The 17,075-nt window shown below is 38.7% G+C and carries 19 protein-coding genes and 3 tRNA genes; 10 read left to right on the top strand and 12 right to left on the bottom strand.

What is annotated here, in order from left to right:
• Positions 1 to 66 precede the first annotated feature (66 nt).
• Positions 67 to 1,266: an IS110 family RNA-guided transposase gene (locus tag IB67_RS04705; RefSeq protein WP_498875160.1), complete on the top strand. Its 1,200-nt coding sequence runs from the start codon at positions 67 to 69 to the stop codon at positions 1,264 to 1,266.
• Between the two features lie 163 nt (positions 1,267 to 1,429).
• On the opposite strand, the gene IB67_RS04710 is transcribed toward IB67_RS04705, so the two are convergent.
• The 3 genes from IB67_RS04710 to IB67_RS04720 all read right to left on the bottom strand — a co-directional run bounded on the left by IB67_RS04710 (position 1,430) and on the right by IB67_RS04720 (position 1,668).
• Positions 1,430 to 1,505: transfer RNA gene (locus IB67_RS04710), tRNA-Lys, on the bottom strand.
• Positions 1,506 to 1,510: 5 nt separating this feature from the next.
• A tRNA-Arg gene (locus tag IB67_RS04715) sits at positions 1,511 to 1,585 on the bottom strand.
• An 8-nt stretch (positions 1,586 to 1,593) separates the two neighbouring features.
• Positions 1,594 to 1,668: transfer RNA gene (locus IB67_RS04720), tRNA-Glu, on the bottom strand.
• A gap of 131 nt (positions 1,669 to 1,799) precedes the next feature.
• On the opposite strand from IB67_RS04720, the gene IB67_RS04725 reads away from it, so the two are divergent.
• The 6 genes from IB67_RS04725 to IB67_RS04750 all read left to right on the top strand — a co-directional run bounded on the left by IB67_RS04725 (position 1,800) and on the right by IB67_RS04750 (position 8,181).
• A complete protein-coding gene (locus IB67_RS04725; protein WP_072758095.1) occupies positions 1,800 to 3,050 on the top strand; it encodes an HD domain-containing phosphohydrolase in 1,251 nt (416 codons plus the stop codon).
• A gap of 25 nt (positions 3,051 to 3,075) precedes the next feature.
• Complete coding sequence (locus tag IB67_RS04730) at positions 3,076 to 3,450, top strand: CoA-binding protein (RefSeq protein ID WP_072758097.1); 375 nt, start codon at positions 3,076 to 3,078, stop codon at positions 3,448 to 3,450.
• Positions 3,451 to 3,548: 98 nt separating this feature from the next.
• Positions 3,549 to 4,424 (top strand): CBS domain-containing protein, encoded by an 876-nt coding sequence (locus IB67_RS04735; RefSeq protein WP_084634333.1) that lies wholly within the window; start codon positions 3,549 to 3,551, stop codon positions 4,422 to 4,424.
• Positions 4,425 to 4,497: 73 nt separating this feature from the next.
• Positions 4,498 to 5,163: a hypothetical protein gene (locus tag IB67_RS04740; RefSeq protein WP_072758101.1), complete on the top strand. Its 666-nt coding sequence runs from the start codon at positions 4,498 to 4,500 to the stop codon at positions 5,161 to 5,163.
• 88 nt (positions 5,164 to 5,251) lie between these two features.
• Entirely contained in the window at positions 5,252 to 7,474 is a 2,223-nt protein-coding gene (locus tag IB67_RS04745) for an LPP20 family lipoprotein (protein ID WP_072758103.1), read from the top strand.
• Positions 7,475 to 7,524: 50 nt separating this feature from the next.
• The gene (locus IB67_RS04750) at positions 7,525 to 8,181 is read left to right on the top strand and encodes a hypothetical protein (RefSeq protein WP_072758106.1); all 657 of its coding nucleotides are present in this window, start codon (positions 7,525 to 7,527) and stop codon (positions 8,179 to 8,181) included.
• Positions 8,182 to 8,229: 48 nt separating this feature from the next.
• On the opposite strand, the gene lepB is transcribed toward IB67_RS04750, so the two are convergent.
• Genes lepB through ffh form a run of 8 tightly spaced genes read right to left on the bottom strand, consistent with a single transcriptional unit; the run spans position 8,230 to position 13,243 of the window.
• A complete protein-coding gene (lepB, locus tag IB67_RS04755; protein ID WP_072758108.1) occupies positions 8,230 to 9,138 on the bottom strand; it encodes a signal peptidase I in 909 nt (302 codons plus the stop codon).
• A gap of 1 nt (position 9,139) precedes the next feature.
• Positions 9,140 to 9,487: a 50S ribosomal protein L19 gene (gene rplS, locus IB67_RS04760; protein ID WP_072758110.1), complete on the bottom strand. Its 348-nt coding sequence runs from the start codon at positions 9,485 to 9,487 to the stop codon at positions 9,140 to 9,142.
• Between the two features lie 24 nt (positions 9,488 to 9,511).
• The gene (locus IB67_RS04765; RefSeq protein ID WP_072758112.1) at positions 9,512 to 10,090 is read right to left on the bottom strand and encodes an RNA methyltransferase; all 579 of its coding nucleotides are present in this window, start codon (positions 10,088 to 10,090) and stop codon (positions 9,512 to 9,514) included.
• Positions 10,080 to 10,820, bottom strand: a complete 741-nt coding sequence (gene trmD / locus IB67_RS04770; protein ID WP_072758114.1) for a tRNA (guanosine(37)-N1)-methyltransferase TrmD — start codon at positions 10,818 to 10,820, stop codon at positions 10,080 to 10,082. Before trmD ends, IB67_RS04765 begins: the two co-directional genes overlap by 11 nt.
• Positions 10,817 to 11,356 (bottom strand): ribosome maturation factor RimM, encoded by a 540-nt coding sequence (gene rimM, locus IB67_RS04775; protein ID WP_339744756.1) that lies wholly within the window; start codon positions 11,354 to 11,356, stop codon positions 10,817 to 10,819. Before rimM ends, trmD begins: the two co-directional genes overlap by 4 nt.
• Entirely contained in the window at positions 11,353 to 11,577 is a 225-nt protein-coding gene (locus IB67_RS04780) for a KH domain-containing protein (RefSeq protein ID WP_072758117.1), read from the bottom strand. Before IB67_RS04780 ends, rimM begins: the two co-directional genes overlap by 4 nt.
• A 54-nt stretch (positions 11,578 to 11,631) precedes the next feature.
• The gene (gene rpsP / locus IB67_RS04785) at positions 11,632 to 11,901 is read right to left on the bottom strand and encodes a 30S ribosomal protein S16 (RefSeq protein WP_072758119.1); all 270 of its coding nucleotides are present in this window, start codon (positions 11,899 to 11,901) and stop codon (positions 11,632 to 11,634) included.
• A gap of 37 nt (positions 11,902 to 11,938) precedes the next feature.
• Positions 11,939 to 13,243: a signal recognition particle protein gene (ffh, locus tag IB67_RS04790; protein WP_072758121.1), complete on the bottom strand. Its 1,305-nt coding sequence runs from the start codon at positions 13,241 to 13,243 to the stop codon at positions 11,939 to 11,941.
• A gap of 352 nt (positions 13,244 to 13,595) precedes the next feature.
• Between ffh and IB67_RS04795 the strand changes: the two genes are divergently transcribed.
• The 3 genes from IB67_RS04795 to pelF are packed head-to-tail and all read left to right on the top strand — an operon-like array spanning position 13,596 to position 16,330.
• A complete protein-coding gene (locus IB67_RS04795; protein WP_498875499.1) occupies positions 13,596 to 14,957 on the top strand; it encodes an MFS transporter in 1,362 nt (453 codons plus the stop codon).
• Positions 14,958 to 15,012: 55 nt separating this feature from the next.
• Positions 15,013 to 15,432 carry an FKBP-type peptidyl-prolyl cis-trans isomerase gene (locus IB67_RS04800; RefSeq protein ID WP_072758124.1) on the top strand — a complete coding sequence of 140 codons (420 nt, stop codon included), beginning with the start codon at positions 15,013 to 15,015 and terminating at the stop codon, positions 15,430 to 15,432.
• A gap of 4 nt (positions 15,433 to 15,436) precedes the next feature.
• Entirely contained in the window at positions 15,437 to 16,330 is an 894-nt protein-coding gene (gene pelF, locus IB67_RS04805; protein ID WP_498875500.1) for a GT4 family glycosyltransferase PelF, read from the top strand.
• Here pelF and IB67_RS04810 read toward each other — a convergent pair.
• Positions 16,323 to 17,072 (bottom strand): transposase, encoded by a 750-nt coding sequence (locus IB67_RS04810; RefSeq protein WP_498875164.1) that lies wholly within the window; start codon positions 17,070 to 17,072, stop codon positions 16,323 to 16,325. The two genes, pelF and IB67_RS04810, sit on opposite strands and share 8 nt — an antisense overlap.
• Positions 17,073 to 17,075: the final 3 nt, after the last annotated feature.

The following is a 17,075-nucleotide window of genomic DNA, read 5'->3' on the forward strand; positions in this document are numbered from 1 at the left end:
CCTCGTCAGCATGGAGGATTGGTTCAGCAGGCTCCCTGCCCTCATCATTCGAAAGGAGGATTTTTCATGGATAACTTCCCTGTTTTCGTCGGCATCGATGTTTCCAAGGATAAGTTCAACGTCTGCGCTATCTCTAATCCCAGTTCCATCATCTTCGAATCTTCTTTCGATATGTCCCAGCAAGGCTTTTCCTCCTTCGCAAACAAACTCTCTGCCTTCCCAAAACAATCCATCATCATCGCTATGGAATCTACTGGCTGTTATCATCTCAACCTTCTGGCTTTCCTTTCTTCCAACGACTTTGCTTGCGCTGTTTTTAATCCTCTAACTGTTAAAAACTTTGCTTCTCTTCGAAAGACCAAAACCGACAAAATCGATGCTCGCATTATCGCTACTGCTTTGTTTTACCTACAACATCAAATTCCTTCTTCTGCTTTTGTCAACTCTGAGCTTCGTGATATTGTCAGAGCACGCGAAAACATTATCCACCGCATCGCAAAAGTTAAAGGCAATATCGAAAAACTGCTCAACGTTCTTTTCCCTGAACTCGAAAGAGTTACCAATATCTACAGTGACACTATCCTCAATCTTCTTTCTCATTTCCCTTCTGCCAAGGCTATTCAAAAGGCTCGTAATCTGGATGTGTTCTTTTCCAAAGACCGTGGCAGAAGTACAAAACTTAATGCTCAAAAACTTAAAGAACTCGCTAATAACTCGATTGCTCAATATTGGCCGATGAAAGAAAAGATTCTTGTGCAAAATATCAAAGAACTACAATTTTTACAGCAACAGCTTGAAGAACACGACAAGATGATGAAAGAATATTGCGAATGTAGTGCGATAAACCTTGATATCGAGATACTCACGTCAATACCAGGTATTGGTGAAAACAGCGCGATGCATTTCTTGGCAGAAGTTGGAGATATCTCAAGATTTAGTACATACAAAAAACTCATTGCGTATTGTGGACTCGATCCAAGCATTGCCCAATCAGGCAAAAGCAAAGTAGAAGGACACATATCGAAAAGGGGCAATGCCCACCTAAGACGAATACTATGGCTAATGGCAGTGAGTGTAGTGATTCACAACGAATATTTCCGAACATACTATGAACGAAAAAGGCAGCAAGGTATACCGTACAAAAAAGCGATAATGTCAGTAGTACACAAGTTATTGCGAACGTTGTACGCAATGTTGAGAAAGAAAGAGAAGTTCAATATTGATTATGCTATCTCACACTCAAAACAAAAATTTAATTTTGCATAGTTGACTCCTTAGTAGGATTAAAAAAATAAAGCGAGCATGCGCCCGCTTGATTCATTCTTTATAGAATTTAAGTTTTAACACTTCTGATCTGAACCCAACTAGCCGATTGCCGCTGGGTGGGAAGCCGGGCGCCTCCACTTCAACTAAATGCCTTAAAAAACTCTGGTGGGCCGCGTGGGACTCGAACCCACGGCCACCTGATTAAGAGTCAGGTGCTCTACCTACTGAGCTAGCGGCCCAATTATGGTGCCCCCAGGAGGAATCGAACCTCCATTTGCGGATTAGGAATCCGCCGTTCTATCCTTTGAACTATGGGGGCGTCGAATCTGGCAGCCCCACGGGGAATCGAACCCCGACCCTCGGACTGAGAATCCGATGGACTAGCCGTTATCCTATGGGGCCTTGTATATATGCATTTGAAAGACTCATCACTAACCGTGTTATATATTAACATATCACGAGAAATTGTCAAGACTTAATTTTCACGGTCTGTAGTTAATGATGTATGATATAATATGTTTAGAGGTGAGATCATGATAAATGTGCTGCTGAAAACAATCATGTTTGTTCCAAAATTTGGTATACATTCGCTTCAGGTCGGTTTTCTGGCATCGAAAATTGCTAAGGAACTGAATTTGGATGAATTTGAAATGTTTTACGCCGGTGTATTACACGATATAGGTGTCCTTACTCCACACAAAGGTATCTTGTTAGATGACATTGACAACGAATTTCTTATAAAAGAAGACATCCCGACATATGAATCTCCAACAAAAGACCATACCCTTATATCGTCTTTCGAAGTTTCAAAAATTTCCGCACTTTTAAAACACTTTCCAAATCTTTCTTCAAGTATACTTTTACATCATGCACTACCAAATTACTTGAATGAGTCATCAACAAAGGATGTTGCCGCAAATGTCATTTCTATAAGCGAAGAGATTTCTAAGTATGTGTTAGTAAATGATGAGGAACTAACTTATGAGGATTTTCTTGTACCTTTGTCCATGATCAAGAATAGATTTTTCGGCAGTGTTTACGATGCCGCGCTCAAGGTTATTAAGCAAGAGTACATAAGATGGATGCTTTACGACATTAAAGCTGGGTTTAACAGGGAAAGATTGATCCAGGAATTCAAGTTAGATACTAAGCTTACCATAGACGAGATTATAGAAATCGGTGCCGTGCTTGCTTATATAATTGATTCAAAGAGCCAATTTACAAGAGAACATAGTTGGAGAGTGGCGAAAGTCTCAGCTGCTATTGCGAAAGAAATTCTTTTAAATGAGCACGAATTTTTTATTGCTGGTCTATTTCACGACATAGGAAAGATAACTACACCTATAGAAGTCCTCGAAAAAAAGGGGAAGTTAACAGCAGCTGAGATGGATATAATGCGCAAACATGTTTATTACAGCTATCTTATACTTTTAGAGCATGAAGACGAACCATGGTTCTGGCCAGCAGTCAGGCATCAAGAAAGAATTGATGGGAGCGGTTATCCTTGGAAACTCAGGGGAAACCAAATGAGTTTCAAAGATAAAATATTGCAGGTTGCCGATTATTTCACTGCCGTTCTTGAGCCCCGCCCTTACAGAGGAGCGAACACACCCGAAAAAGCTTACGAAGAAGTTGAACGTGCGGTTCAAAATGGTGTACTTGACAGCGGACCAGCGAAAATTTTAAAAGAACTTGTCTTTGGTGGATATAATTTTGACTCTATAGATTTCATGTCATCGATTCAGAAAGATATAAACGATTTCGAGAAAAGCCTTATTGAATGAGTATAATAAAGTCGGAGGTGTTAGAATGGATTTGAGACAGATTAAGAAAATAGCTATTATAGGTGCCACAACTAATCCGGAAAAGTTTGGGAATATAGTCTTGAAAGATTTATTGAAAAAAGGATACGATGTTCTCCCTGTCAGTCCAAGGTATGATTTCATAGAAGGACTGAAAGTTTACAAAAGTGTTGAAGAATTACCGGTCGATACGGAACTTATCGTTTTCATCGTTCCACCTGAAATTGGGATTGAAGAACTGAAGAAGGCTTACGGTACCGGATTTAGAAAATTCTGGTTCCAACCCGGAGCCGAATCACCAGAAATTCTTGAGTACGCAAAAACGTTGAATGATGCTGAATTCTCATTCATTAAATGCATAATGGTTCAAACAAATTGGTAATCTATGGTTATCGAATATTTTCTTAAGGGGTGTATAACTTGACAGAAATTCTTGAAAAGGTTCAAAAAGTTTTTGCTAATATCAAAGTATCAGAATTTATGACGAAGGACGTCGTGTATGTGAAACCAGATAGAACGGTAGCTCAGGTAAAAGAGATCCTGCGACTAAAGAGGATTTCAGGTGTCCCAGTTGTGGACGATGAAGGAAAAGTTGTTGGAATAATAAGCATAGAAGATATTATTAAGTGCCTTGAAAATGGTACTCTCAACGAACATGTTGAAAAACATATGACGCAGAATGTTATTTGCTTAGATGAAAATTCAACTTTGCAAGATGTAATTAAACAATTTGAAAGATATAGGTATGGTCGTTTCCCAGTAGTCGATAATAATAACCGTCTCGTTGGTATCGTAACCAAAAACGACATTTTAGCCGCTGTTGCTACAAGACTTGGTCTTCTTTATTTGCATGACGAGCGTCGGAAAGAGGTACTTGATGAGGATATTCTGAATAGATCCCTTGTCACGGGCGAAGAAATTGACAAAAAAGGGGCAGATTTCTATTTCAAGGTTGATTATTTCGACATAAATCTTGCTGGAGTTGGTGCTGCACAGCTAAAGAAGTTTCTTATAAGTAAGGGAATAGATTCATCAAACGTGAGACGTGTAGCGGTAGCTACTTACGAAGCCGAGACGAATGTTGTTATCCACAGTGGAAGCGAAGGCGAGATATTCTGTTTTATATATCCAGATAGGATAGTTGTGAGAGTAGAAGATAAGGGCAAGGGTATCGAAAGTATAGAACTTGCAATGAAAGAGGGCTATTCTACAGCGCCGGACTATGTCCGAGAACTTGGATTTGGCGCTGGAATGGGGCTACCAAATATGAAAAGATTCTCAGATAAGATGGTTGTTTTATCTGAAAAGGGTAAGGGTGTAATAGTTGAAATGGTTTTCTATATTCAACCTTCCTAATTTCGAATTGAACGATTTCAGATTTTAGAAAGTCAAATTATTGTACGCTTCAAAAATTAGGGAGGGAAATTGTATGGATCAGAATTTGTTAACATGGGTACTTATCGGTGTTTTAGCGGTTGGTATAGTTGTCGGTGCGATATTTTTCTTGATGCCAAAAGATAAGTACATTGAGGTCGACGGGGTTAAGGTCTGGAAAATTCCAAACGATGCTGAAATTATATTTGTGGATCAGTCGAAAGCCGCAAGTGTGAAGAGTCTTGTTCAAAAAGGGCAACTTATTGCGTTTGTTGGCGAAGCACAGGGAACAGGCACGTCTCAAGACAAGGAAAAAGCAAAGATTCGTGCGTATCAACAAGTTGCAGAGTTTCTTAATGCAAAAGTGCAGACATTTGCCCAACTTGTAGAAGGTCAGCTTCAAAACGTTCAAGTGTCAGGTAATAAGCAAGAGATAGTCAGCGCATCTGTTGATGCTTATAAGAGGGTTACATCCCTGCTCGCGGATGCCAATATTTCAGGAGCGTATGTTTTTGCCGTTTGGACAGTCAAACAAGGTAATGTAGTCAACACCTATTCTTTGTTAGTCTACGATCCTGCTCAGATTATAAAGCTACTTGAAATTGATGCAGTGGTAAAACAAAAAGTCGATGAGCTTGGAAAGCAAGGAGTGAACTTCTTCGAGAACTTGAATGCAGTTCTCGGTGAAGCGACAAAAGGGACTCCGATGGAACAAAAGTAATATACTTTTATTCTTGCCCCCTGCAGGTGTGCAGGGGGTAATTTTATTTTAAACTTGCACTTTGTAGTGCAGGCAAGGAGGTGTTTACATGGATACAACTACAATTATATTAATATCCGCAGTACTGGTTGGTGCTATTGTAATTGGTTTTCTTTTCCTTATGCCAAAGGAAGAACCTTCTCGACCATTAGACACATCTTCAGCTGTTAAAACCATGGAAGACATTAATAAAGTGATGTCCAGTAGTTCAGGTTCGGCAACACCATCTACTCCTTCTCAACCAACGCAGCCGACTCAACCAACTCAACCTTCTCAGGGTACACAGTCTCCACAACAGCCTTCTACCTCTCCAGTACAACCACCAGCTCAGTTATCAAGTGCGTACATTCAGGCATACGGAGAAGGATATGGCAAGACAGAATTGGAAGCAGAGGAAATCGCTAAGAATAATGGATTAAAGAATCTAACTGAACAGCTCTATGTTCAGGTAAAAACATCTGCAGAGCTGAAAGAAAAGCTAACAACAGTTATCCAGGATGGAAAAGTCAGGGAGAAATTTGAAAGCCAGTATGAAAAAACTATACAGACGAAAACAGAATTTGAGTTAACGGGGGTTACTTACAGGTTAGTCGAAAGAAAGCAATCCGGGAATCAATACTACGCCAAAGTGCAAGTATATATAGAAGCAGAAAAGGCAAAGCAAGCATTAGAAGCTTACATAGCGATCAATATCGGCAAAACTTTGCTGGACAACAAGATGGTATTCACTGCGAAGAATATTGCTGACAAGTACGAACCACTCCTTTCCCAAAATGTGTTTCCACCCAAAATCAGTGAGGAACTTACTAGTTTGATAAGTCAAATAAAATCAAAATATGATAAAGTTCAAGGGCTCATAAAAAATATAAATTCTGCACAGGTTAGAGATGCACAAACTGCATTCGACGCTGCAGACTTGGTAAACCAGTTATTTGCGACAGTCAATGATTTACCAGCGAATTTAATAGATACTGAAAAACTCAGACCTTACTTGAAGGATGTCAAAATATCGCTAAGCGGTCCTAAGGAAGTCCTTCTTGGTGAGCAGGTTAAGGTCGAGGTGAAAGTCGAGCCCGGTACTGTGAAATCCTTATTCGTCTATGGTGATAATATTGAAACGCAGGATTTAGTTACCCTTCAAAATGGAACAGCAGTTTTGTCTGCCATAGTAAAAGCTCCAAATTCAAAATTGAATGTGTCGTTATCTGGTATTGTTGAGAGTGCCTGGGCACCGGGAAGCGTTACCCAAGATCCTGATATTTTGCGAACAACTTATAAAGGTGAGCAGGAAATAAAGATTATTGCTGGTGGTACGTCAAAGATACTTTCTGACCAAAAGCTTATGCGGGAAAATGCAATTAAAGATGCTCTTGTAAAGACTATCAAAAAAGTAGCATCAGAACTTCTGGCTGGTTCGGATAGAGAACTACTTGACATACCGATAGACGATTACATCCTCGGCAAAGTTGTCGGAGCTATTGACTATGAGATAACGGCTACAGGCGAGTATAGCGGTTTGTATTACGTTCTTGTAAGTTCTACGATTTCAAAGGACGTTTTTGAAGCGTACGTAAAAGATGCGCTCAGAAATGCACCATCTGGTTTTGCTATGATTATAACAGAAGGTGATACTCTCGGATATGTTGAACCGGCCTTGATTGACGAATTAACAAGGTCAAAAATAAACCTCGTGTCGAAGGATTTTTCGAAAAAGGTACTCGAAACCCAAGCGAAAACTAATCTTCCACCAGCTACGCTTGCAAAGATAACTGCACTGAGCGCTGCAAGGTATCTTTTGTACGTTACAGTAAATTACACATCAACATACCTTTCGGATTATAAGGTTTATTCTGTCCGCACGCTTGTAACAACTCAAATAATTGATACAATCACCGGTAATATACTTGCAGCACCGAGATTTGAAGAAACCAATACTGGAGCAACAGAACAGGCGGCAATCTCAAAAACTGTCTCGGGACAGAAATTCAAAGATTACGTAAATGAGTTGATAAGCTCGTTAAGATTCGAAAATGTAGCAACGAAAGCAGCTTATAGGTACACATTCATACTTGAAAAGACCATTTACGGTTCGATATTACTTGATAATTTGAACGCAAAATTCAAAGATATGAAGGTAATAGAAAAGGTTGATACAAAACTGATTGTCGAATTGGAAAACGTACCTCCTTCAGATTTCGAAAGGTACCTTTCAAGTATCGATGTTTTGAAGATCAAAAAGACATCAGATAATACATATCAAGTTACAAAATAATCAAAACCGTCTGTCGCTTTAAAGCAAATGTCTAAGGGGAGGCTGAAACGATGGGATTAGATAGCACTACAGCGTGGATTATACTTGTGGTTTCAGGAATTCTGTTAGCAGGATTGCTTATATTTCTTCTCTTACCAAAAGAGGACGTACAATGGATAACAGCAAACGGTGTAAGAATACAGAGCATACCAAAAGATGCAAATATTGTGTACGTTAACAACAGTATGGAGAAGAGGGTTGCGGAACTTTACAAATCAGGGAAGCTTCTTGCATTTCGTGGCGAAAGTATCGGTGGTGGAATAGACACTGTAACGGCACGTGATAAGGCAAAAATTAACGCGTTTAAAGAACTTTCCGAATATTTCACAGCAAGGGTCCATACATTTGCTACATTAGTTGAGGGACAACTCCAGTCGGTTACTGGACAAAACGCACAACAAGTCAAAAGTGTTGCTCTCGATGCTTATAAAAGAGTAACACAGCTCTTTTCTGACGCTCAAGTATCAGGTGCCTACATCTACGCGATCTGGGAAGAAAGAGTGGGAGCGCTTGTGTACACATATGTACTTTTAGTTTTTGATCCAGCAGGTGCTATTGAAGCGTTAAAACAAAATGAAGAAATTTCTAAACAAATTGAAGAACTCGGAAAGTCTGGCGTCGATTTCTTCAAAGCACTCAATGCCGTTATCGAAGAAGCTCAAAAATAGACTAATAAGAAAACAAAAAAGCGGGGAAAGCTCCCCGCTTCATTCTTCTTATTTCTTCTCTGCAATCAATGGCTGAACAGGTCCAAATGCTTTGAAAGGCCAAATTCTAAGAATTGGACGTCCAACAACCGCACTTTTTGGAACGAAACCGAAATATCTACTGTCAAGACTTTGTGAAGAATTATCTCCCATGAAGAAATAGAAACCTTTTGGGATCTTTACATAAACTTGCCCGTTCTCTTCCCATACATAGTTTGAGAAGTCGATATTGTTTGGGATAAGATATCTATCGACAAATACAGTGTAATCTATACCGTAGGGTACAGGCTCAAGACCACCCAATATGCTAAATACTATATTCGCAATCTCGTTCCCATCTCTTGAAGCTAAATTAAAGAGATATTCTCGGTATTTTGGCTTGTCATTTCTCAACCGGCTTGCCTCAGCAAGATAGCTCCACAGTTTTGGATACTTAAATATTCCTTCAAGAGTATAATTCACGCTCTTTAAATGTTCCGGTATCTTACCGTTTACAAATAATTTCCAGTTTCCGTCGACATTTTTGAGAGTTATAACATCTCCTTCTTTTGCAACAAGACGTTTAACATATTTTACAGAGCCTGAGAATTGCTTTGGTGTGAACATATCCATGAACTTGTCGAATGCTCTTAGCATTTGCTGGGCTCTCTCGTCAGGGAAAGGAGTATAGAATACTACTATCTCTCCTATTTCTGGTTCGCGTGCCGAATATGTTATTTTTTCAACAAACAGACGGTCCCCTACATTTATTGTGGGGACCATAGATGGTGTAGGGACGAGCATTGTTTCAAACACAAAAATTCTTATTATAGTTGCTGCAACTACCGCATAGATTAAAGTCAAAAAAACTTCCTTAACTATGCTTTTAGCTTTCTGCCCTTCTTTTGTTCTTTTATCTGTAATATTTGATTTGGGCATTTTATTTTCTCTCCTTAATTTTCACCTTACCCTTGACGTTTCTGAGATAGTAAAGCTTTGCCCTTCTCACTCTTCCTTTCTTTATAACCTCTACCTTTTCAATGGTTGGAGCATAAAGTGGGAATATTCTTTCAACACCTATTCCGCCTGCAGCAACTCTTCTTACTGTGAACGTTTTGCTAACTCCCGAACCTCTGATAGCTATAACGATACCTTCATAAGCCTGGATTCTTTCCTTGTCACCTTCTCTTACTCTCACGTGGACTCTTACGGTATCTCCAGGTCTGAACTGAGGAACTTCCTTAAGTTGGCTCTTTTCGATGATTCTCACTAAGTTGTCCATGCTCATATGTATGACCTCCCTTTTGCTATTTTACTTTTCTTCGATGACTGATTCACCAATCAATCTATCAAGTATTATCGCTACCGCTGCTCTAACGGATAGGTGATTAAAGTCGCTCTTTCCTCTTACTGGTTCCAAAGAGTAATCGCACATATTTTCGAGTTCCTTAGGCATTCCCCAACCAGTTCCGAAAAGCAATAATACTGGTCTTTCGTCTTCAAGGATAATCTTTCTTCCTTCTTCGTATGTTATTGTGTTTGGCCTGACTTTTGCTGAAGTGAACATAACTATTGGTTTTTGTCCTTCCGATTCTTCTATGTCCTTTATGACATCTTCGACGTATGACTTTAGCTCGACAATAGACAATGCATCAGAACGATTTGGATTATAGGTTTTACCAAACCCATCCGTCCAATAACCGAGCACCTTTCTTACGATATCTTGCTGAGCTGGAAGATGAGTGACAACATAATATTTTTTGATATTGTATGTGCGGGAGCTTCTTGCTATATCGTGTATGTCTAAGTTAGTTACAGCCGTGGTTATTATTCTACCGTCTCTCCCGAGCACAGGGTAATGTATCAGCGCAGTGTAAACTTTATTGAGCATTTGACATCAACTCCTTGAAGAGGCTTATTAAAGCCTTCTTGTCTAAATCATCAAATGCGTGTTTCATGAACAAGTCAGGTCTCTTAAGTATCGTCTTTTTGAGCGATTCTTTCCTTCTCCACAGTTCTACTTCTTCGTGATTGCCGCTGACCAACACTTCTGGCACTTTGAAACCCTCAATTTCCCTTGGACGTGTATAATGTGGGTGGTCTAATAAGTCATTGTAGAAAGAATCGTTCTTTACCGATTCCTCCTCAACGACTCCTGATACAAACCTTGACACGACGTCTATAACTACCATTGCAGGTAACTCTCCACCAGTAAGAACATAATCACCTATAGATACTTCTTCATCGACAAAATGACTGACTCGCTCATCTATTCCTTCGTACCGACCGCAAATTATCAGTATATGTTCCTTTGATGCTAATTCTTGAGCAAAGCTATTTGTAAGTCTTTTTCCTTGTGGTGTTGTAAGTAAAACGTAAGGTTTTCCGTACTTTTGATTGTAAAACTCGAAGAATCTAAAAAATGGTTCGGGCTTCATTACCATACCCGGTCCACCGCCATATGGGTAGTCGTCAACAACTTTGTGTTTGTCTGTTGTAAAATCCCTCAAATTAAATATTTCAATGTCAATGAGACCATTCTCAACAGCCTGTGCAATTACTCCGTAATCTTTTATTACTTTTACAAAGTCCGGGAATATGGTAACTACACCTACTCTCACTCTAACCACTCCGGAAGCTTGACCTGAATTTTCTTTCCTTCCTTGTCGATCTTTAGAACGTACCGTTCAATAACTGGAATCATAATCTCTTCCTTAGAGCTTTTATTCTTCTTCACAACTATCACATCGTTATTCCCAGTTTCTACGATGTCTTCAACAAGACCAATATAATTTTCGTTTTCGTCATAGACTTCGGAATTGAGTAGTTCGTAGAAGTAATATTCTCCATCTTTCGACTTTGGAAATGCCGATTTGTCTACATAAATTACAAATCCTTTAAGTTTCTCAGCTTCAGATATAGTATTTACACCAGCTATGTGGACAATAAAATATCCGTGAGCCTTTTTGATCTTTTCGAATTTGCAATACGTAAACTTTTTCTGAGCCTCATTATATGCTATTACTTCAACGAGCTTAGCAATTACTTCTGGCACATTTGTAAAAGTGTGTAGTTTCAAATCTCCATTTAAACCGTGAGTATTACTCAATACACCAACAGGTATCTTTTCTTTCAAAAGTTCTTCTACTTTCCTCATCTTATCACCTTCAGGATGAAGTCAGAATCATCGGCCATAGCGGAAAGCAATATCTTAATAGATTTGATTGTCCTGCCGTCTTTACCGATAACCTGACCCACATCCTCTGGATGGACAGAAATATCAAAAACCTTTTTTCCGCCCTCTTCATACTCGACTACTACGACATCGTCTGGGTGTTTTGCTATTGACTTGAGGACGTACTCGAGGAAATCTTTCACGCTTATGCCTCCTTCTGACCGTTCCATAGTCAAGAATGCTTATCCTTAAACTTCTCACTTCTTTGCTTTTGCAGCTTCAAGCTTTTCGTAAAGTCCAAGTTTTCCAAGAAGTTTTGAAACTGTTTCACTTGGCTGAGCACCTTTCAACATCCACTCAACTGCTTTATCAATGTCAACCTTCACTTCATATGGTTCCTTGAGTGGGTTGTAATAACCAAGGCTCTCGATGTACGCACCATCGCGTTTCTTTCTTTGATCAACGACGACGATTCTGTAGAATGGTTGTTTCTTCTTTCCCATGCGTGTTAATCTAATCCTAACCACTAACAACACCTCCTAAGTTTTCTATGTGATGACATCGTCAGAATTTCAAGCCCTTCAAACCGAATGGCATTCTCCCTTTTTTCATCATCTTCATAAGCTTTTTCATTTCTTCATAAGATTTCAAGAGTTTGTTTATATCTTGCACTGTTGTACCGCTCCCATTGGCGATTCTCTTCTTTCTACTTGCGTTTATTATTGAAGGATTGTTTCGCTCTTCTGGTGTCATTGAGTTAATTATAGCCTCCACTTTCTTAAGTTCTTTTTCACTTGTGTTCAAATCGACTTCGGGCGCACCAGGCAGAGCCTCAAGAATCTTGTCCATTCCAAGCTTTTTGATCTCTTTAATCTGCTCTCTGAAATCGTCCAAAGTAAATTCCGCTCTCATGAATTTTTCGCCCATCTTTTGCATCTTTTCTTGGTCTAATTCTCTCTCAACTTTTTCGATCAGAGAAAGCACATCACCTAAACCAAGAATTCTGTTTGCCATTCTGTCGGGATAGAACTCGTCGAAATCATCTATCTTTTCTCCAACACCAACAAATTTAATGGGTTTTCCGGTGATATATCTTATTGTGAGTATTACACCACCGCGTGAGTCACCGTCGAGTTTTGTAACAACAAATCCACTCACGTCAAGCCTTTCGTTGAAAACCTTACCAGAATTAACGGCATCTTGACCGGCCATGGCATCGACAGTTAGGAGTATCTCATCTGGATTTACCATGTCCTTTATCTTTTCAAGTTCATTCATCATTTCATCGTCGATATGTAAACGTCCGGCAGTATCTAAAATTACGACATCATATCCGCTATCCTTAACTTGCTTCATTGCTTCCTCAACGATTTTCAACGCATTCTTTCTATCACCAGTTATGACTGGCACATTTATCTTTTTTCCTAAGGTTTCCAACTGATCAATTGCTGCAGGTCGGTAAGTATCAGCGGCAACTAAAATTGGATGTTTACCTTGCTTTTTAAGATAGTTAGCTATCTTAGCAGCACTTGTTGTTTTACCGGTACCCTGAAGACCTACCATCATAACGTACGATGGGTTGTGAATCAACCTGAACGATTCTTTCTCACCCAACAATTTTATTAGTTCGTCTCTAACTATTTTAATGAACATCTGATCAGGAGTAAGTGATTTAAGCACCTCTTCGCCAAGTGCCTTTTTCTTGATCTCTTCAACAAACTCTTTAACTACTTTGTAGTTAACGTCTGCTGCTAAGAGAGACGTCTTTACTATTTGTATGGCTTCTTCTATATTCCTCTCTGTGATCTTTCCTTTACCAGCCAATGTCTTAAATGCATTGGATAACTTATCCCTTAAACCCTCAAACATCTTATCACCCCGCAGAAGTGTTCCGTAGAATATCATACATTCTATTGCAGAAAAATCAATTAATTAAACAAGTCATAGGTAACAAAGACGAAAAAGATATGTTAATTTTAGGTGTCCATAGTTAGATGAGTTTACTTAACAAACACATTTGTCGTTACATAATTGCAAAGATAGAAATTGGAGGTTTTGTGCTATAATCCGTAATGAGCTATTTTAAATCATTCTGGAAGATGAACATACAGGCTTTTATTCATAAATCCGTTACACAATCTTGCTTTATGGCTGAAGTTACGATGCCTTTTATGGATTTAACTTAAGGGAAGAATGTTAAAGGAATATTGGGGGGATTGGTTTGATATTTCTTATCAATCTTTATACCCTTCTGGTTGGTATATCGCGTGCTGCTTACACTGCGCTATTTAATTTGTATCTTAAGTCACATAATATCCCCAATGCTGTTATAGGAAATGCAACATTTTATTATTCTTGGGGAATGGCTATCGGGGGGTTCTTGTTTGCCGGGATTTCAGATAAGATAGGAAGAAAAAAGACCATCTTATTTACGATGCCTCTTTATGGATTATTTGGAATGCTTAGGCTTCTTAATGTACAAGGATCATTATACTTGTATTTGATATCCTTTTTGTTTGGATTTTTCGATACATCAGTCATAATGCCCACGATATCCGTTATTGAAAACTCAGACGAAAAAAAGAGGCTAAGAAATTCCAATATAAATTTCGCTATAGTAATGATCACCGGTGTCATTGGATATTTCGGTGCTGGGGTACTCTCAGAACGTATTGGTCTGTATCCAAGTCTCAATATCTCAATGATACTTGCAATATTGTCTATATTGCCAGTATTGGCATTTCCAAATGTTCGTATAAAGAAAAGATTAATTAAGAGGAAAAATGAATTGTCACCGTCACAGCTGATAATGTTAATTTATTACATATCTTCCGGTGCGCTTGTTAGTTTGGCTGCTGGAGTTTTTATAAATTTTGGAAATGTCATTTTCTATGACCTATTTTCATTCTCAACGGCTATGATTACTGTTGTGCTTGCGATATCTCAGTTATCCACAGCGGCGACATCTCTTTTTTCACACAAACTTACTCACAGATACGGCTATAAATTGTCGCTGTTTTTGATATACCTTAGTGTTTCAGTTCTAATTTTCCTGATGCCAATTTTCATGCTTAATTCATATGTTTTCAGCATTGCTTACATTCTCAGATACGTCTTGATAAATATTTCAACACCGCTCTACATGGTATTCTGCCTATCTTATCTTCCAAGACAGTACATAGCTACATATTCAGGATTGAGCTACTTTGTTAATAATGTCATGCGGGCAGTGTCAGCACAAATATTTACAAAATTGTCTGTAACCGGTGAGACAGATTACAATAAGCTTTTTGGAGTTACTGGATTGTTTTATCTATTGAACACATTACTCACACTGTTTGTGTTCTACCTGATGTATAAAGTGTCAGAACAGAATACTAATTCTGAGGCCCACAAATTATCAGAAAAGCAGAACAGCAAGAAAAGTAGACCTGTTCCTAAAGCGAAGAAAACTTTTCCACTTTTTAGAAGAACAACTCATGTTAGTATTCATATCCATACTCCTAATACAACGACGAAAAGGCATTATGTTTCTGTGTTCGTTAAACAAGGATCAGTAAGGAGAAAAAGAAGCGACTTTTGATTTTGAAATTTTGTGCTATAATCAAAATGTCGAAAAAAACAAAGGATGTGATTTTATGGGTATTAAGAATGGAGATAAGATCAAGGTTCATTACACAGGGATGTTTGAGGATGGTCAGGTTTTTGACACTTCGCTCAACAGAGAACCGCTCGAATTTGTAGTTGGAGCAGGTCAAGTTATTCAAGGTTTTGAAGAAGAACTTATCGGTTTGGAAATTGGTGATAGGAAGAAATTTCTTATACCTTTTGAAAAAGCTTATGGCCCAGTAAGAGAAGACTTAAAATTCAGTGTTCAAAGATCGATGCTTCCTGAAGATGCTAATGTAGGAGACCTTCTTGAAGTTCACCAACAAGACGGTGGTTTCTTCGTTGTGCGAATTGAGGAACTCAATGAAAATGTTGCGATACTTGATGCAAACCATCCGTTGGCTGGAAAGAACCTTATATTTGAGGTTGAGATCATAGAAATTTCGTAATTTTATGCGTGTATGCTTGATTGTTGAAGGAACGTATCCTTACATTACAGGTGGGGTTTCTTCATGGATTCAAATGATAATTGAAAATATACCTGACGTAGAATTCGACGTGGTCCATTTAGCACCGTGGAAATGGTCACGTCCTTTTTCTTATAAAATGCCAGTTAATTTGAAGAGCGTGTACGAATATCCGCTTTTTTCTGTGGATTTCAAGAAGGACGGAGAAATGTTAGATGAAAAGGAAATAGTTCGTAACATAAGACAACTACTCTTTTTGAAGGAAAGTAGAGTTGAGTTTTTTTCTAACATCCTTAGATCTGTTTCAGGAAAACATATTGATTATATACTTCAAAGCAAGACATTTTGGCAATTTCTGGTTGACATTTACGAACGTTACTTTTATGAAGAAGGGTTTCCAAGTTTCTATTGGACAATTATAGGTTTTGTGCTTCCAATTTTAAGCGCCATCCAATCAATCCCACCAAAAGCTGATATATATCATTCAACAACCACCGGCTACGCAGTTCTCAGCGCTCTTTCTGGAAAATATATACACAAGGGAAAGCTGATAGTAACAGAACACGGGATATATCATCGTGAAAGAGAAATAGAGATCATAAAATCAACGAGTATTCAAGAAATATATAAGAAGACATGGATTGAGATTTTCAGACTCATAAGTGAAACTGCTTATCAAGAGTGTGATGCGCTAACAACCCTCTTTGAAAAAAATCAGCTCTTCCAATTTGAGTTGAACGCCGATATCCGCAAGTCTCGAGTTATTCCCAATGGTATTGATGTTAAAAAGTTTTCAGCAATCGAGCCTGTCGAACATGACACATTTAACATAGGAATGATTGGCAGGGTTGTCACCCTGGCCAATGTAAAATCTAAGTGAACAGAACTGTGTATAGCTTCGGTTGTTTCTTCAGCATCCCTATCAAGTATGTTAACTCCTGCCCAATTAACCTTATCGTTAACTTCGTAAACAACGTCGCTTTGTTTATCTTCTCTATCACTAATCCCAGTTTCAACCTTTCAAAATAGTACTCTATCTCCCACCTCTTCCTGTATATCGCCCTCATCAGCTCACTTTTCATGAATTCTTCACCAGCTTTTCCCCTCGGCCTGATTATCTTTTCTCCTTCCCCTTCTGCCCTGAACTTTTTAACGTGATATCCCCTGTCTCCTATTATTAAACTACCTTTGCACCCTTTCGTCATTTCTATCCCTACGTCCCATTCTCGCCTCTCACTTACCTCGAAGTCCACTACTACTTTCTCTTTGCTGTTGTACAACGCATGCAATCTCTCTTTCTTATTTCTCAACTCGCTCGAATCTATCGCAAGTATGCTCCCTGCTACCTTCTTCATTATTCCTGATATCTTCGCTTTGTCTATATATTTCATCCGATACGTTAACGTCTGCCGAGTTGGTAACTTGTATGGATAATAGATATTCCCTCTCTTGACTTCATCGTAGAACTCCCTCACATACTGACATTTCGTCAAACACATTGCAATGATGACTCTTAATATGTCTAAATCCGAATATTTCCTCGTAAACATCCTCCTTGACCTCTTAAAGACAATTTTCGCAATAGCTTCTAATGATTTTTCTGGTATAATAACTTTGATCACGGG

Origin of the sequence: Fervidobacterium riparium, assembly GCF_025370035.1 — a bacterium.
Classification (GTDB): Bacteria; Thermotogota; Thermotogae; order Thermotogales; family Fervidobacteriaceae; genus Fervidobacterium; species Fervidobacterium gondwanense.

Coding starts and splice junctions, on each gene's coding strand:
- IB67_RS04735 (WP_084634333.1), top strand. CDS start 3,549: ATGACGAAGGACGTCGTGTATGTGAAACCAGATAGAACGGTAGCTCAG.
- IB67_RS04750 (WP_072758106.1), top strand. CDS start 7,525: ATGGGATTAGATAGCACTACAGCGTGGATTATACTTGTGGTTTCAGGA.
- IB67_RS04740 (WP_072758101.1), top strand. CDS start 4,498: ATGGATCAGAATTTGTTAACATGGGTACTTATCGGTGTTTTAGCGGTT.
- pelF (WP_498875500.1), top strand. CDS start 15,437: ATGCGTGTATGCTTGATTGTTGAAGGAACGTATCCTTACATTACAGGT.
- IB67_RS04800 (WP_072758124.1), top strand. CDS start 15,013: ATGGGTATTAAGAATGGAGATAAGATCAAGGTTCATTACACAGGGATG.
- IB67_RS04745 (WP_072758103.1), top strand. CDS start 5,252: ATGGATACAACTACAATTATATTAATATCCGCAGTACTGGTTGGTGCT.
- lepB (WP_072758108.1), bottom strand. CDS start 9,138: ATGCCCAAATCAAATATTACAGATAAAAGAACAAAAGAAGGGCAGAAA.
- IB67_RS04725 (WP_072758095.1), top strand. CDS start 1,800: ATGATAAATGTGCTGCTGAAAACAATCATGTTTGTTCCAAAATTTGGT.
- rplS (WP_072758110.1), bottom strand. CDS start 9,487: ATGAGCATGGACAACTTAGTGAGAATCATCGAAAAGAGCCAACTTAAG.
- ffh (WP_072758121.1), bottom strand. CDS start 13,243: ATGTTTGAGGGTTTAAGGGATAAGTTATCCAATGCATTTAAGACATTG.
- IB67_RS04730 (WP_072758097.1), top strand. CDS start 3,076: ATGGATTTGAGACAGATTAAGAAAATAGCTATTATAGGTGCCACAACT.
- rimM (WP_339744756.1), bottom strand. CDS start 11,356: ATGAGGAAAGTAGAAGAACTTTTGAAAGAAAAGATACCTGTTGGTGTA.
- IB67_RS04765 (WP_072758112.1), bottom strand. CDS start 10,090: ATGCTCAATAAAGTTTACACTGCGCTGATACATTACCCTGTGCTCGGG.
- IB67_RS04705 (WP_498875160.1), top strand. CDS start 67: ATGGATAACTTCCCTGTTTTCGTCGGCATCGATGTTTCCAAGGATAAG.